13 protein-coding genes are annotated in these 14964 nt (G+C 73.2%); 7 read left to right on the forward strand and 6 right to left on the reverse strand.

What is annotated here, in order from left to right; all coding sequences use genetic code 11:
• Positions 1–57 precede the first annotated feature (57 nt).
• Entirely contained in the window at positions 58–1203 is a 1146-nt protein-coding gene (locus AC3EN4_RS21580) for a lytic polysaccharide monooxygenase auxiliary activity family 9 protein (protein WP_435207530.1), read from the reverse strand.
• Positions 1204–1689: 486 nt separating this feature from the next.
• On the opposite strand from AC3EN4_RS21580, the gene AC3EN4_RS21585 reads away from it, so the two are divergent.
• The 3 genes from AC3EN4_RS21585 to AC3EN4_RS21595 all read left to right on the forward strand — a co-directional run bounded on the left by AC3EN4_RS21585 (position 1690) and on the right by AC3EN4_RS21595 (position 6089).
• On the forward strand, positions 1690–2832 hold the full coding sequence (locus AC3EN4_RS21585; RefSeq protein WP_435207531.1) for an XdhC family protein: 1143 nt from the start codon (positions 1690–1692) through the stop codon (positions 2830–2832).
• A 424-nt stretch (positions 2833–3256) separates the two neighbouring features.
• Positions 3257–4192, forward strand: coding sequence for a PfkB family carbohydrate kinase (locus tag AC3EN4_RS21590; protein WP_435207532.1), 936 nt, complete (start codon positions 3257–3259; stop codon positions 4190–4192).
• Between the two features lie 67 nt (positions 4193–4259).
• On the forward strand, positions 4260–6089 hold the full coding sequence (locus AC3EN4_RS21595) for an alpha-galactosidase (RefSeq protein ID WP_435207533.1): 1830 nt from the start codon (positions 4260–4262) through the stop codon (positions 6087–6089).
• A gap of 109 nt (positions 6090–6198) precedes the next feature.
• Here AC3EN4_RS21595 and AC3EN4_RS21600 read toward each other — a convergent pair whose 3' ends face one another.
• Both AC3EN4_RS21600 and AC3EN4_RS21605 read right to left on the reverse strand, forming a co-directional pair.
• Positions 6199–7029, reverse strand: coding sequence for an MBL fold metallo-hydrolase (locus tag AC3EN4_RS21600; protein ID WP_435207534.1), 831 nt, complete (start codon positions 7027–7029; stop codon positions 6199–6201).
• The gene (locus tag AC3EN4_RS21605) at positions 7026–7430 is read right to left on the reverse strand and encodes a thioesterase family protein (protein ID WP_435207535.1); all 405 of its coding nucleotides are present in this window, start codon (positions 7428–7430) and stop codon (positions 7026–7028) included. The genes AC3EN4_RS21600 and AC3EN4_RS21605 overlap by 4 nt, the downstream gene beginning before the upstream one ends.
• A 139-nt stretch (positions 7431–7569) precedes the next feature.
• Between AC3EN4_RS21605 and AC3EN4_RS21610 the strand changes: the two genes are divergently transcribed.
• On the forward strand, positions 7570–8619 hold the full coding sequence (locus tag AC3EN4_RS21610) for a phosphatase PAP2 family protein (RefSeq protein ID WP_435207536.1): 1050 nt from the start codon (positions 7570–7572) through the stop codon (positions 8617–8619).
• 202 nt (positions 8620–8821) lie between these two features.
• Here AC3EN4_RS21610 and AC3EN4_RS21615 read toward each other — a convergent pair whose 3' ends face one another.
• The 3 genes from AC3EN4_RS21615 to AC3EN4_RS21625 all read right to left on the reverse strand — a co-directional run bounded on the left by AC3EN4_RS21615 (position 8822) and on the right by AC3EN4_RS21625 (position 11528).
• Positions 8822–10384 (reverse strand): PH domain-containing protein, encoded by a 1563-nt coding sequence (locus tag AC3EN4_RS21615; protein WP_435207537.1) that lies wholly within the window; start codon positions 10382–10384, stop codon positions 8822–8824.
• A 43-nt stretch (positions 10385–10427) separates the two neighbouring features.
• Complete coding sequence (locus AC3EN4_RS21620; protein WP_435207576.1) at positions 10428–10967, reverse strand: PH domain-containing protein; 540 nt, start codon at positions 10965–10967, stop codon at positions 10428–10430.
• A 330-nt stretch (positions 10968–11297) separates the two neighbouring features.
• On the reverse strand, positions 11298–11528 hold the full coding sequence (locus tag AC3EN4_RS21625) for a hypothetical protein (RefSeq protein WP_422735853.1): 231 nt from the start codon (positions 11526–11528) through the stop codon (positions 11298–11300).
• A 241-nt stretch (positions 11529–11769) separates the two neighbouring features.
• On the opposite strand from AC3EN4_RS21625, the gene AC3EN4_RS21630 reads away from it, so the two are divergent.
• From AC3EN4_RS21630 to AC3EN4_RS21640, 3 genes are read left to right on the forward strand one after another with little or no spacing between them, the layout of a single operon-like run.
• Positions 11770–12876: an AAA family ATPase gene (locus AC3EN4_RS21630; protein WP_422735852.1), complete on the forward strand. Its 1107-nt coding sequence runs from the start codon at positions 11770–11772 to the stop codon at positions 12874–12876.
• Positions 12855–13856: a DUF58 domain-containing protein gene (locus tag AC3EN4_RS21635; protein WP_422740757.1), complete on the forward strand. Its 1002-nt coding sequence runs from the start codon at positions 12855–12857 to the stop codon at positions 13854–13856. The genes AC3EN4_RS21630 and AC3EN4_RS21635 overlap by 22 nt, the downstream gene beginning before the upstream one ends.
• A complete protein-coding gene (locus tag AC3EN4_RS21640) occupies positions 13853–14803 on the forward strand; it encodes a VWA domain-containing protein (RefSeq protein WP_422735851.1) in 951 nt (316 codons plus the stop codon). The genes AC3EN4_RS21635 and AC3EN4_RS21640 overlap by 4 nt, the downstream gene beginning before the upstream one ends.
• Positions 14804–14964: the final 161 nt, after the last annotated feature.

A 14964-nucleotide genomic window follows, 5' to 3' on the forward strand; every position in this document is an offset into this window, starting at 1 on the left:
TTGCGTCACCGGAAGCGCTCCGGATGACGCAAACCTCTTGATCATTTCAGGGCGACCTCAGCGACCGGTGCAGGTGACCGTCGGGAGGGTGTTCGTACCTGTGCTGCTCGCCAGGAATCCGAACGTGGTTGTGCCCTCGGGCGCGACCGTGCCGTTGTACTGGACGTTCGTCGCGGTCACCGAGGCGCCGGACGTCGTCTGGGTGGCACTCCAGATCTGGTTGATCTTTTGTCCACTGGGCCAGGTCCAGCTCGCCGTCCAGCCGGAGAACGGCGCACTGCTGTGGTTCATGATCGTGACTTCGCCCTGGAACCCGCCCTGCCAGGAACTGGTCACCTTGTAGACGGCCATGCAGTCACCCGTCGGCGCCGGCGTGGTCGGCGGCGGGGTGGTCGGCGGCGGCGTGGTGGGCGGGGGAGTGGTCGGCGGCGGCGTGGTGGGCGGCGGCGTCGTCGGCGGCGGGGTGGTGGGCGGCGGGGTGGTCGGGTTCGACCCGCCCGGACCCACACCGGTCACCTGACCGTTGCCACCGTCGAACGTCACGTCGGAGCAGCCGAAGAAGTTCTCCTGCGAGTCCGAACGCACCCAGCGGGAGTAGATGATGTGCCGGCCGCTCTTGCCCGACGGCAGGTTGCCGCTGAAGTAGTAGTGCCCGTCGGCGGTGCCGACCGAGCCGCGCTGCGGCGGGTTGGTCACCGTCAGGAACGGCTCCTCCAGGTCACTCCAGGCCAGCGCACGGGTCGGGCTCCAGCTGTCCTTCGTCACGTAGAAGTAGAACGTGCCCGGGTGGTGCGCCCAGTTGCTGTACCGGAAGTCCAGCCGCGCGCCGGAGGTCAGGTGGGTCAGCGGCCAGTCGGTACGGGGCAGGTCGTAGCCCCGGAAACCGGTGTTGCCGCCACTGCACAGCTGCCCGTCCGGGATGAAACCGGTGGTACGGCCACCGGCGTCCGAGCGCAGCACGCTGAACCAGTTGTAGAGCGAGTTGGTCCCGCTCTGCGCCACGGCCGCGGCACAGGCCGGGTTGTTCGGCCTGATCTCGCCGGTCTGGCTGAGGCCGTCCTGCCAGCAGAGGTAGGTGCGGCTGCCCGGCGTCATCGCCGCGCCGTGCGCGGCCGCCGGTTGTGGACTGGACGCCAGGGCAACGGCGCCCAGCGCAAAGGTCAGGGCCGCGGTGAGCACTGCGGCCGTACGGGAACGGTTCACGGGTTCTCCTGACTCGCGAGGCGTGCTGCCCGAGCACCCCCGCCGCAAGCGGATACGACGATCACCCTGGCCCGCGCCCGGCAGCAGATCGGCCGGCGGACACGCGCCATCGACGGTCCTGTCCTGGACCGGTGCCCTCGCGTCTGACCCACCCGGCAACCGGTGGCGCGGCAGCCCTCGCACCACCCGGTACGCGTCATCCCATCACGGCGTCGGTTGCCGACGCAATAGTCGGTCCTCGATGCGTCAAACAGGGCCGGGTCGCGCGGCCCGCGGGCGAGATCGCACTGGATCCAGGATGTAGTGGCATCGATCGCGCTGGGAGGCCACTGCATCAATGTTCGTGCGTGATCTTCCCACTTCACGCCCGCGAGTGGGTCGGGTGGTGCTTGCCCGTTTGGGCCGACGATCTCGCTTCTCCCGCGATGATCTGTGTACCGGCGGGTGACGCGACCCGGACCGGACGGTGACGGGACAGGAGGGCGAGTGCGCGTGCCCGACGTGTTCGACGAACTGCACCGCCGCTGCCGCGCCGGCCAACCGGTCGCCCTGGCCACCGTGGTCGCCACCTGGCGATCCGCTCCGCAGCCGCCCGGCGCCGCGATGCTCGTCGACACCGCCGGCACGGTCACCGGCAGCGTCTCCGGCGGCTGCGTCGAGGCGGACCTCTACGAGCGGGCCCGCCAGGTGCTCGCCACCGGCGTACCGGAGCTGGTCCACTACGGCGTCAGCGACGACGAGGCGTACGCCGTGGGTCTGACCTGCGGCGGCATGCTCGACGTGTTCGTTCAGCGGATCGACGGCGACGCCCTGGCGCAGCTCGACGCGGTCGCCGTCGCGCGGCAGGCTGGCGAGCCGGCCGCGATCGTCACCTGCGTGGCCGCCGACGCCGGCGACGCGTCCGACCCGGCCGGGCGGCTGGGTCGCCGGCTGGTGCTCGCCGGTCGGCAGGTGACCGGCTCGCTCGGCGACGACCGGCTGGACGACGCCGTGGCCGCGGACGCGCTCGGGCTGCTCGCGGCCGGGCACAGCGGCGTGCTCCGGTACGGCTACCAGGGGCAACGCCGGGGCAGCGGCCTCAGTGTCTTCGTGGCCGCGTACGCCACCGCGCCCCGGATGATCGTCTTCGGGGCGATCGACTTCGCGGCGGCGGTGGCCCGGATCGGCTCGTTCCTCGGCTACCGGGTCACCGTCTGCGACGCCCGGCCCGTCTTCGCCACCGGCCGACGCTTCCCCGAGGCGCACGAGGTGGTGGTGCGATGGCCGCACCGCTACCTGCGGGACGAGGTCGACGCCGGTCGGGTCGACGGGCGCACGGTCGTCTGCGTGCTGACCCACGATCCGAGGTTCGACGTACCACTGCTGGCGCTGGCCCTGCGCCAACCCCTGGCCTACGTCGGCGCGATGGGGTCGCGGCGCACCCACGACGAACGGCACAAACTGCTGCGCGAGGCGGGGCTGAGCGCCGAACAACTCGACCGGCTGGCCTCACCGATCGGGCTGGACCTCGGCGGTCGTACCCCCGAGGAGACCGCGGTCAGCGTTGCCGCGCAGATCGTCGCGGCCCGCTGGGGCGGCACCGGCCGCCCGCTGGCCGTGGTGGACGGCCCGATTCACCGCGCGAGCTGATTGCGGCGCTGTGCCTTTGTCTGGGGGCGGCACCGGCCGGCCGCTGGCCGTGGTGGACGGCCCGATTCACCGCGCGAGCTGATTGCGGCGCTGTGCCTTTGTCTGGGGGCGGCACCGGCCGCCCGCTGGCCGTGGTGGACGGCCCGATTCATCGCGTGAGCTGATCGCGGCGCTGTGCCTTCGTCTGGGGGCGGCACCGGCCGCCCGCTGGCCGTGGTGGACGGCCCGACCACCGCGCGAGCTGATTGCGGCGCTGTGCCTTTGTCTGGGGGCGGCACCGGCCGGCCGCTGGCCGTGGTGGACGGCCCGATCCACCGCGCGGACTGAGCGGCGGCCTGGGCCTTCGCCGGTCGCCGGGCCGCCCGCTGTGCCAGCCTGGTGCCAGACGGCCGTCGCGGGCCGGGTGACGACGAGGGGGACTCCGATGGGGTACGCGATGGTGCTCGGCGAGGCGCTCGTCGACCTGCTCGACGGCGACGTCGACGGGGAGCGGGTCTACCGGCAGGCCATCGGTGGTGGTCCGCTCAACGTGGCCGTGGGGGTGACCCGACTCGGCGGGGCGGCGGAGTTCGTCGGCTCGCTCGGTGACGACGTGCTGGGCCAGCGGATCCGCGACTTCCTGACCGGGGTCGGCGTCGGCCTGGCCGGGGCGGTCACGGTCGACGCGCCGACCACGCTCGCGGTGGTCACGTACGCCGGCGCAGAACCGGACTTCCGCTTCTACGGCGAGCCGCGCTCCTACGGTCTGCTCGGTCCGGACGACCTGGACCTGGCGCTGACCGACGGCGCCGACGTGCTCTACTGCGGTTCGATCGTGTTGCTCGAGCCGGGCACCCTGGCCGCCGCCCGCCGGGCCTGGTCGCTCGCCACCGGGCTGCGGGTCCTCGACCCGAACGTCCGCCCACGACTGCTCGACGGGCCGGCCGCGCTGGACGGGCTGCGGCAGGTGGTGGCGGAGTTCGCCGCGGGCGCGCACCTGGTCAAGCTCAGCAGCGCCGACGCCGCGCTGCTCTATCCGGGCGAGCCGGTCGAGGGGGTGGCGGCGTACCTGCGGGAGTTGGGCGCGTCCACGGTGGTGGTGACGCTGGGGGCGGCGGGCGCGGTGCTGGCCGCCGCCGAGGCCGACCCGGTGCGGGTGCCGGCGCCAAAGGTGAACGCCGTCGACGCCACCGGGGCCGGTGACTCGGTGATGGCCGCGCTCATCGCCGACCTGCTGCGCGACGGCGAGCCGTCCGACCCGGCGGGCTGGGTCGATTCGGTGGCGTTCGCGCTGCGGGTGGCCGGTCTGGTGTGCGAGTCGCCGGGCGGCGCCACCGCGATGCCGACCCGCGCCGACGTCGAACACCGCTTCGGCGGTTGACGCTCGTGTTATGTGAACGTTAACATCGGCGTCCGCCTATTTCCTGCGTGTTATCCGGGAGACTCCGATGAGACTCGTCCTGGTACCACCGACATTCCGCCGCCTCGCCGCCGTACTGGTCGTCGCCCTGGTCGCCGTGGGCGGCGTCGCCGCCAGAGCGCCGGAGCCGGCGCACGCCTGGGACAACGGAACGGCCAACACCCCGCCGATGGGGTGGAACAGCTACGACTCCTTCAACTGGAGCGTCACCGAGGCCGACGTCCGGGCGAACGCCGACTACATGGCCACCAACCTGCGGCAGTCCGGCTGGCAGTACATCGTCATCGACTGGGGGTGGTACTACCCCGGACGGCACAACAACAGCCCGAACCAGGACGCCAACCTGCAACCCCGACTCCGGATGGACGGCAACGGGCGGCTGCTGCCGGACACCACCCGGTTCCCCTCCGCCGCCGGTGGCAACGGGTTCAAACCCCTCGCTGACTACATCCACGCGCAGGGCCTGAAGGTCGGGGTCCACCTGATGCGGGGCATCCCCCGCCAGGCGGTGGCCGACAACGTCCCGATCCTCGGCACCAACTGCCGCGCCAACCAGGTCAACAACAGCACCACCGCGGCCTGGCTCAACCTCATGTGGGGCCTGAACATGTCGAACCCCTGCGCGCAGAGCTACCTGGACTCGGTGTTCCAACTGCTCGCGTCCTGGGGGATCGACTTCGTGAAGGTGGACGACATCGCCGCGCCGACCTACCGGCAGGCCGAGGTCGAGGGCTACAAGCTGGCCATCCAGCGCAGCGGCCGGCCCATGGTGCTGAGCCTGTCGCCCGGCGCGACCCCGCTGGCCAGCGGCAGCCACGTCCAGGCCAACGCCCACATGTGGCGGATCGTCAACGACCTCTGGGACAACTGGTCGTCCGTCGACGCCCTCTTCGACCAACTCCGCAACTGGACCCCGTACCGCGCTACCGGCGCCTGGCCCGACCCGGACATGATCCCCATCGGCCGGCTGTCGAAGTACGGGCCGGTCGGCTCACCGCGCTACTCCAACCTGAGCGCCGACGAACAGCGCACCCTGATGACGCTCTGGGTGATCAACCGCGCGCCGCTGATGTGGGGCGGCAACCTGGTCGAGAACCGCGCCCAGGAACTCGCGCTGATGACCAACGCCGCCGTGCTGGCCGTCGACCAGAACAGCGCCAACAACCGTCAGCTCACCGGCGGCACCCGGCAGGCGTGGACCGCCGACGTGCCGGGCAGCACCGACCGCTACCTCGCCCTGTTCAACCGCGAGAGCGGCACGGCGAACGTCTCGGTCAACCTGGCCGACCTGGGGATCGGTTCGGCCACCGTGACCGACCTGTGGTCCGGCGCGGCCCTCGGCACGGTGACCGGGACCCTCACCCGCTCGCTGCCGGCCCACGGCGCCGGGCTGTACCGGCTGACCCCGGGAAGCACCGTGCCGGTGCCGAGCGCGTACACCCTCACCGCCCAGCACAGCGGGAAGCTGCTGGACGTCTCCAACAACGCCACCACCGACGGTGCCGACATCGTGCAGTGGAGTGCGAACGGGCAGCCCAACCAGCGGTGGCGGTTCCAGGACGCGGGCGGCGGCTTCCAGACGGTCACCAGCGTGCACAGCGGCAAGTGCCTCGACGTGTACGGCGGCGCGGGCGCCACCGCCGACGGCGTCCGGGTGACTCAGTGGACCTGCAACGGCGGCACCAACCAGCAGTGGCGCGTCCAGGACGTCGGCACCACCGGCGCAGTACAGCTGGTCGCGAGGCACAGCAACAAGTGCCTCACCATCCTCAACGCCGCCACCACCGACGGCGCCCGCGCCGTCCAGTCCACCTGCACCACCGCCACAAACCAACAGTGGCGCCGCACCCCGGTCTAGCCGAGCCCTCTTCTCCGCCGATCTTGCACTTTCTGCGCCGACCTTTCCCCGGATAAGGGACTTAACGGCAACGGAAAGTGCAAGATCGGCGCGAGAGGGGCGGGGCGGGTCAGGGTTCGCCGTTCAACTCGCGGTAGCCGCGGCGGGCGGCGATCAGCGCCGCGCGGGCGCCGAAGGGCGCCTCGGCGGCCACCCGCTCCGGGTGCGCGTCGCCGGTGTGCGCGGCCCGGATCAGCCAGGCCAGGCGGACCAGCTCGGCGTGCTGGGCGCGGACGAATTCGACGTCCACCGGATCGCCGTGGCCGGGCACGACGACCGTGCGCGGCGTCGTCAGCCGCAGCAGGTCCGCGACCGCGTCCGGCCACTGCAGGGGGTACGAGTCCTCGAAGGCGGGCGGACCGCTCTGCTCCACCAGGTCACCGGCGACCAGCACGTCCGCGTCGGGCACGAACGCCACCAGGTCGGCGTCGGTGTGCCCGCGCCCCGGGTGCCGCAGCACCACCCGTCGGCCGCCCAGGTCGACCGTCGTCTCCGTGTGCACCGTGTGCGTCGGGGCCAGCAACGGGGTGTCGGACAGGTCGGCGGCCAGCCCCGGGTGCTCGGTGCGCACCTCCTCGTACGCCTCGCGGCGCAGCCGCTCCGGGTCCTCGCGCAGCGCCGCGGCGGCCCGCTCGTGGGCGTACACCGGGCGGGCCGGGTCGCCGGCCAGGACGGCGTTGCCGAAGCAGTGGTCGTAGTGGTGGTGCGTGTTGACCAGGGTCAGCGGACGGTCGGTGACCGCCCGGACGGCCTCGGCCAGCTCGGTGGCCTGTCCGGCCGAGGAGAGCGTGTCCACCAGCAGCGCGCCGTCGTCGCCGACGACGAGCGTGACGTTGACCCGCAGCAGGGGCTCGCCACGCACGTACACCCGGTCGGCGACCTCGACGAAGCCGGCGCTCACGACGTCCGCCCGGCCCGCTCGACGAAACGCTGCCGGTCCACCAGCAGCCGGTCGACCCGGCCCCGGGCCACCGTCTGGTCGCCGTCGGCGACGGTCACCTCGAACGACAACCGACGGCCGTCGACGGACGTCAGCAGCGCCTGGGCCCGTACCGTGCGGCCCACCACCGTCGGGGCGAGATGTTCCAGCTCGACGCGGGTGCCGACCGTCGTCGACCCGGGCGGCATCGCGGTGGCCGTGGCCGCGACGGTGGCCGCCTCCGCGAGCGCGAGCGCCCGGGGTGTGCCCAGCACCGGTACGTCTCCCGAACCGACCGCCTGGGCGGTGTCCGCGTCGGTGACGGTCAGCTCGACCTGGGCGGTCAGACCCGGCGCGAAGGCCGGCTCGGGCTGCTCCTGCATGGTCGTCAGCCTAGGTGCTGCCCGACCCCGCCGAGCACGCGCCCGGCGATCCCGACGCCGCCCGCCCTCCCACCTGTGGGCCGCCTGGCCGGGTGGTACCCGTCGGTCGATGCCGTAGCCGTCGTTAACCTTGACCGCGATGGCCGTCGTGACTGACCCCCAGCCCCCCGCCCGGACCGACCCACCCGCGTCCCCGGACGCGGGTCGTCGGCGCATCGTCGCCATGACGATCTGGGCGGTCGCCTTCGTCGCCGCCTGGCTCGCGATCGGGCTGCCGACCGACCCCGCGTACGCCTTCGTGTGGATCTGGCTCGGGACCATCGCCTGGAACAGCGACCGCCCGTGGCGCAGCCACCTGCGCTTCGCCCGGGACTGGGTGCCGGTGGTGCTGCTGTTCGTCGTCTACAACCTCTCGCGCGGGTTCGCCGACAACGGGGCCACCCCGCACGCCATGGAGCTGATCGTCGCCGACCGGTTCATGTTCGGCTGGGCCACCGGCGGTGAGGTGCCCACCGTCTGGTTGCAGGAGCACCTGTACCGCCCGCAGGTGCACTGGTGGGACGTCGCGGCGAGCTGGGTGTACTTCTCGCACTTCGTGGTGGCGCTGACCGCCGCCGCGGTGCTCTGGCTGCGCGACAGGCGCCGCTGGGCCGCGTACATGCGGCGGTGGGGTTTCCTCTGCGCCGCCGGCCTGGTGACCTACTTCGCCTACCCGGCCGCCCCGCCGTGGTGGGCCGCGCAGAACGGCCTGCTCACCGAGGTCGCCCGGATCTCCACCCGGGGTTGGAAGGCGTTCGGCATGCACGGCGCCGGCAACGTGCTCAACGCCGGCCAGATCGCCTCGAACCCGGTCGCCGCGATGCCCTCGCTGCACACCGCGTGGGCGCTGTTCGTGGTGCTGTTCTTCCTGCACACCACCCGCCGCCGGTGGTGGCCGCTGCTGCTCGCGTACCCGCTGGCGATGACCTTCACCCTGGTCTACTCCGGCGAGCACTACGTGATCGACGTGCTGGTCGGCTGGGCGTACGTCGGGCTGACCTACCTGGTCGTCGGCCTGGCCGAGCGCGCCTGGCGGTCGCGGCGCGCCCGTCATCCGAAGGCCGGAACGCAACCGCCCCCCGACCCCGCCGACCCCCCGACCGACCACCCCGATCCCCAAACCCCCCGCGCGGTCCCCGCCGACCACTGACCCCCCCCAGCCCCCGGCCCCGAACCCCGTTGATCATGAAGTTATTGCCCCGACACGCCGTGCCCGAGGGCAATAACTTCATGATCAACCGGGGGGGGGGGGGAGGGGGTCGGTTCGTCCTTGTCGATCAAGAGGTTTGCGTCGGGGCGTGCCTGATTTTTGACGCGGACCTCTTGATCAACGGCAGCTGTGGGGGTCGGGGTCAGGTGGGGCGGCGGGCTTGGTGGGTTCTGCGGGTCAGGTCGGCCGCCAGGGCCCAGGCTTCGGCGAGGTCGCGGTCCTGGGCTGCCGCGCCCGAGCCGCCGGCCGTGTCTGCGTACACCGTCGCGAGCCGCAGCCGGCGCTGCACCGGCCCCTGCACGACCCGCACGCTCTGGATCCGCGCGTACGGCACGATCGCCAACTGCCGGGTGAGCAGCCCGGACCGGGTGGCGAAGACCCGGTCGAACAGGCCCGCGCCGAGCGCGCCGCGCCCGAGCGGGTGCAGCCAGCGGGTCCGGGGCGGCGGCGGGCTCAGGGTGAGCGCGTCCAGGCGTACGCCGGGCAGCACCTCGCCGACGATCATCGTGGCGGTCGGCAGGTCGCCCACCGGCAGCAGCCGGTCCGGGCGGTTGCGGTCGTCGGCGTCCGCGACCGAGTAGCCGGCCACCTCCAACCGCAGGCGCAGCCAGTCGTTGACCCGCCACAGCAGCGGCCAGGTGGCCCGCACGGTCTGGACCCGATCCAGCGGCACGGTCTGCGCGCGGGTCTCCAGCAGGCCGTTGTGCACCCGCAGGGTGTCGCCGTCGCGGGCCAGCCGGAAGTTCCAGTCGTCGAGCACCCGGCGGATCGGCTGCAGCAGCACCCCGGCCATCGCGGTCAGCGTGCTCGCCACCGCGATGAACGACCACGACCCGGCGGTGACGAACTGCACCACGACGAAGGCCAGGCCGAACGGGAGCAGGAACGCCTGCGGGGTGAGCAGCTGGCTGACCAGCAGGTTCTGGTTGCGTACCGCGTGCAGCGGTCGACCCCGCACGACCGTCGGTGTCTCGACCCGAGTCGCGGGCGCGGTCTCGTCGACCGGCGCGGCGCGCCCGGCGAGCGCCAGCAGCCGCTCCCGCAGCCGGGTCGCCTCGGCCACCCCGAGGTACGCCAGCGGCGCTTCGGTCTTGCCGCCGCCGACGACCTCCAGGCGCAGCTCGGCCAGGCCGGTGAGCTGGGCGAGCAGCGGCCGGACCACCTCCACGGCCTGCAACCGTTCCAACGGGATGGCCCGGGTACGTCGCCAGAGCAGCCCCTCGTGCACCCGCAGCTCGCGCCCCACCACGTGATAGCCGGTGTTGTACCAGCTGATCACCGAGAGCACGGTCGCGCCGAGCGCCAGCACCACCACCATCGCGGCGAACCAACCGAAGCCGACCCGCGACAGGGTCGACCAGGACAGCCCGGCGATCACCACGACCAACGACTTGGCGCCGTGCAGCAGCGGGCTGAGCGGGTGCAGCCGCTGTCGCGGCTCCCCACCACCGCCACTGCCCGGTGCCGGCCACGGCTGAACCGCCTCGGGCAGCCCGACCGGATGCGGCGGCCCGGCCGAATACGGCGATCCAGCGGCGTGCGGCGTGCCGGCGGGGTAGGGCGTCCCACCGGCGTCCGGTGACCCCGCAGGATGCGGCGGCAGTCCGGCAGGCGGCGGCACGATCGCGTGCGGTGGGTCGGCAGGGGGCGCACCGCTGCCGGAAGGCGGCGGTAGGGTGCCCGGCTCGACGGGGCGCTCGCTCATCGGGCCGGTGCCCGGTGACGTCGGCGGTCCCCGGTACGGCTGGTCACAGCCCCTCCGCCCGGTCCTCGCCCAGCGCGGTGAGTCGGTCGCGCAGCCGGGACGCCTCCGCCGGGCGCAGGCCGGGCACCCGCGCGTCACTGGCCGCCGCCGCCGTGTGCAACTGCACGGTGGCCAGGTCGAAGGCGCGTTCCAGCGGGCCGGCGCTCACGTCGACGAACTGCATGCGCGAGTACGGGACGATGGAGAGCCGCCGGACCAGCAGCCCGTGCCGTACGAGCAGGTCGTCGTCGCGCTCGGCGTAGCCCCAGGCGCGTACCGCCCGGACGATGGCCGTGGCCCGCCACGCGCCGAGCACCAGTACGACGGCGAGGGCCAGCCCGAACAGCCAGTGTCCGCTCAGCGCCCAGCCGACAGCGGTCACGGCCAGGCCGATGGCCACCACGACCGCGAGCCGGATCAACTCCACCCAGATCAGGTCGGTGGAGATCGGCTGCCAGCGTACGGTGTCCGGCCACGGCTCCAACGGGCCGCGGGCCGACGTCACCGGGGCGGGCCCCGGCGGCAGGAGGCCGGGCGGCGGCAGGTCGGGCGGGGCGGCGTGGCCGGCGGACGGCGGGGGAGGGTTCGGCGGCAGGGCGTTCGGCGGCAGCGGGGCGGGCGACCGGACGTCCGGCGGGGACGGGTCCGGGCCGAGCGTGCCGGGCGCCGGGAACGCCCCGGGCGGCGGCGCGATGCCGGGCGGTGCCGCCGGGGAGGTCGGCCGGGGCGGGGCGGGCACGGTTGCCGTGGTGTCGGGGCCCGGGGCGGCCGGTGGGGCGTCGGGGCCCGGCGTGGCCGGTGGGTCGGTGCGGTCCTGCGCGCTCACCGAGCAGATCCGTTCCGCGCCGCGCCGCTGCTGTGCCTCATCGCTCGCTCACACGTCGAGGGTAGGCGATCCGGACACCGGAGTGACGGTACGGAGGAAGCCCCGGGCGTCCAGGAACGCGCCGAGCGTGTCCCGGTGTTCGGCGCAGGCCAACCAGGTCTTGCGCCGATCGGCGGTGTGCAGGCGGGGATTGTTCCACTCCAGCGCCCAGACGGCGGGGGCACGGCAGCCGCGGGCCGAACAGACCAGGGCCTCGTCGGCGGGGGTGGGGACGCTCATCCCGGCCAGTCTAGGGCGGCCGCAGCGAGAAGTTTGAGCGCCGGGCGGCCACGGGGGGAGCCGCCCGGCGACGGGATGAATCGTACACGCGGCGGCCCGGTCCCTGTCCACCCATGACGCGCGATTCGATGCTCGGGACGGCGCGGCGAAAATCGGCTTCTCCCCACCTCGACACTCAGGAAGGCATGCGAGTCTTGATACCGCACCAGCCGCGACGACCGACAAACGCTGTGGAGGACCGGTGGCCCAGCCGACCACGCCCGACGCCCCGACGCCCAACGGGGCGACACCCCCGGCGCCCGCCCCGGTGACCACGCCCGCGCAGGACGCCACCCTGTTGGAGAAGGCGCTGTTCGAGATCAAACGGGTCATCGTCGGCCAGGACCGGATGGTCGAGCGGATGTTCGTCGCGCTGCTCGCCCGCGGCCACTGCCTGCTCGAAGGCGTGCCCGGTGTGGCCAAGACCCTGGCCGTGGAGACCCTCGCCAAGGTCGTCGGCGGGTCCTTCGCCCGGGTGCAGTTCACCCCCGACCTGGTGCCGGCCGACATCATGGGCACCCGGATCTACCGGCAGTCGAGCGAGAAGTTCGACGTGGAGCTGGGGCCGGTCTTCGTCAACTTCCTGCTCGCCGACGAGATCAACCGTGCCCCGGCGAAGGTGCAGTCGGCGCTGCTCGAGGTGATGAGCGAACGGCAGGTGTCGATCGGCGGGGAGAGCCACCAGGTGCCCGACCCGTTCCTGGTGATGGCCACCCAGAACCCGATCGAGCAGGAGGGCGTCTACCCGCTGCCGGAGGCCCAGCGGGACCGGTTCCTCATGAAGATCGTGGTGGGTTATCCGACCGACGCCGAGGAACGGGAGATCGTCTACCGGATGGGCGTGGCCGCGCCGGAACCGACGGCGGTCTTCGACACCCCCGAGTTGATCGCGCTGCAACGCAAGGCCGACCAGGTGTTCGTGCACAACGCGCTCGTCGACTACGCGGTTCGTCTGGTGCTGGCCACCCGTACGCCGGCCGAGCACGGCATGCCGGACGTCGCCCAACTGATCCAGTACGGGGCCAGCCCGCGCGCCTCGCTCGGACTGGTCCGGGCCACCCGCGCACTGGCGCTGCTGCGCGGACGCGACTACGCGCTGCCGCAGGACGTCCAGGACATCGCTCCGGACATCCTGCGGCACCGGCTGGTGCTCAGCTACGACGCGCTCGCCGACGACGTGCCGGCCGACCACATCGTGCAGCGGGTGATGTCCACGATTCCGCTTCCGTCGGTCGCGCCCCGGCAGCAGGCCACCCCGCCGTCGAGCGCCCCACCACCCGGCGCGGGCTGGCCCGGGCAGCGGCCGTGACCTCACCCACCCCTCGTCCCGCCCCGCTGGGTGACCGCAGCGAGGCCGTGCTGTCCCGGTTACAGCTGCTGGTCACCCGCAAGCTCGACGGTCTGCTCCAGGGCGACTACGCCGGTCTGCTCCCCGGGCCGGGCAGCGAGGCGGGCGAGTCGCGGGAGTACCGCCCCGGTGACGACGTACGCCGGATGGACTGGCCGGTGACCGCGCGGACCACGACCGCCCATGTGCGCCGTACCGTCGCCGACCGGGAGTTGGAGACCTGGCTGGCCCTGGACCTCTCGGCCAGCCTGGACTTCGGCACCGGGCAGTGGCTCAAACGGGAGGTGGTGGTGGCCGCCGCTGCGGCGATCACCCACCTGACCGTGCGCGGCGGCAACCGCATCGGTGCGGTGATCGGCACCGGCGGTGGTGCGTCCGCGCCGGTCCGGCGTTGGCGCGGTGGCCCGCCACCACCCGGTCCGGGCGTACTCACCCGCCTGCCGGCCCGCTCCGGCCGCAAGGAGGCGCAGGGCCTGCTGCGCGCCGTCGCCGGCACGCCGATCCAGCCCGGCCGGGGCGACCTGGGCGCGCTCGTCGACATGCTCAACCGCCCGCCCCGGCGGCGCGGGGTGGCCGTGGTGGTCTCGGACTTCCTGGCGCCGGCCGAGCAGTGGGCCCGGCCGATGCGCAAGCTGCGCGTTCGGCACGACGTGCTGGCGATCGAGGTGGTCGACCCGCGCGAGCTGGAGTTGCCCGACGTGGGGGTGCTGCCGGTGGTCGACCCGGAGAGCGGTGAGCTGCACGAGGTGCAGACCGCCGATCCCCGGCTGCGGCAGCGGTACGCGGAGGCCGCCGCCGCCCAACGGGCCACCATCGCCGCCGCGCTGCGCGGTGCCGGCGCGGCCCACCTGCGTCTGCGTACGGACCGAGACTGGCTGCTGGACATGGTGCGTTTCGTTGCCGCGCAGCGGCACGCGCGGACCCGGGGGACGACACGATGATCCGTTTTCTGCAACCGTGGTGGCTGCTGGCCGTGCTGCCGGTGCTCGCGCTCGCCGCGTTCTACGTCTGGCGGCAGCTGCACCGCCGGGCGTACGCGATGCGGTTCACCAACGTGGACCTGCTGCGTACCGTCGCGCCCAGGGGCCTGGGCTGGCGGCGGCACGTACCGGCGACCGCGTTCCTGCTCTGCCTGCTGGTGCTCGCCACGGCCCTGGCCCGCCCCGCGGTGGACACGAAGGAGCCGTTGGAGCGGGCGACCGTGATGCTCGCCATCGACGTCTCGCTGTCGATGCAGGCCGACGACGTCGCGCCGAACCGGTTGGAGGCCGCGCAGGAGGCCGCCAAGCAGTTCGTGGGCGAGCTGCCGGAGAGCTACAACCTGGGTCTCGTCTCCTTCGCCAAGGCGGCGAACGTCCTGGTGCCGCCGGGCAAGGACCGGGACGCGGTGACCGCCGCGATCGACGGGCTGGTGCTGGCCGAGGCGACCGCGACGGGCGAGGCGGTGTTCACCTGCCTGGAGGCGATCCGGTCGGTGCCGGCCGACGGCGCGGCCGGTATCCCACCGGCGCGCATCGTGCTGCTGTCGGACGGGTTCCGCACCTCCGGCCGGTCGGTGGAGGAGGCGGCGGCCGCCGCGCAGGCGGCGAACGTGCCGGTCTCCACCATCGCGTTCGGCACCGACACCGGTCAGGTCGACATCGGTGGGCAGCTTCAACGGGTGCCGGTGGACCGGCTGGCCCTCGCCGAGCTGGCCGAGACGACCGAGGGCTACTTCTACGAGGCGGCCTCGGTGAGCGAGCTGAAGCAGGTCTACCAGGACATGGGCAGCTCGATCGGGTTCCGGACCGAGCCGCGCGAGGTGACCCAGTGGTACGCCGGTGTGGCGCTGCTGCTGGCGCTCTGCGCCGGCGCGCTCAGCCTGCTCTGGACGTCACGGATGATCTGAGCCCCGGCCCATCCGAGGGCCGGGGCGCCGACGGTCGGGACGGCGAACGACCCGGGCCGGACCGGCCGGCGGTGGTCAGTGACCGCCGCCGGCCAGGACGAAGACGACGGCCACCCAGACGGCGGCGAGGGTGAAGCCCAGCGGGGCGACGTAGCGGCTCA

Source organism: Micromonospora sp. bgisy143, from assembly GCF_057708145.1.

What these genes read in the sequence shown, in the direction of transcription:
- AC3EN4_RS21590 (WP_435207532.1), top strand. Translation starts at nt 3,257, where the DNA reads ATGGGGTACGCGATGGTGCTCGGCGAGGCGCTCGTCGACCTGCTCGAC.
- AC3EN4_RS21595 (WP_435207533.1), top strand. Translation starts at nt 4,260, where the DNA reads ATGAGACTCGTCCTGGTACCACCGACATTCCGCCGCCTCGCCGCCGTA.
- AC3EN4_RS21605 (WP_435207535.1), bottom strand. Translation starts at nt 7,430, where the DNA reads ATGCAGGAGCAGCCCGAGCCGGCCTTCGCGCCGGGTCTGACCGCCCAG.
- AC3EN4_RS21610 (WP_435207536.1), top strand. Translation starts at nt 7,570, where the DNA reads ATGGCCGTCGTGACTGACCCCCAGCCCCCCGCCCGGACCGACCCACCC.
- AC3EN4_RS21615 (WP_435207537.1), bottom strand. Translation starts at nt 10,384, where the DNA reads ATGAGCGAGCGCCCCGTCGAGCCGGGCACCCTACCGCCGCCTTCCGGC.
- AC3EN4_RS21625 (WP_422735853.1), bottom strand. Translation starts at nt 11,528, where the DNA reads ATGAGCGTCCCCACCCCCGCCGACGAGGCCCTGGTCTGTTCGGCCCGC.
- AC3EN4_RS21640 (WP_422735851.1), top strand. Translation starts at nt 13,853, where the DNA reads ATGATCCGTTTTCTGCAACCGTGGTGGCTGCTGGCCGTGCTGCCGGTG.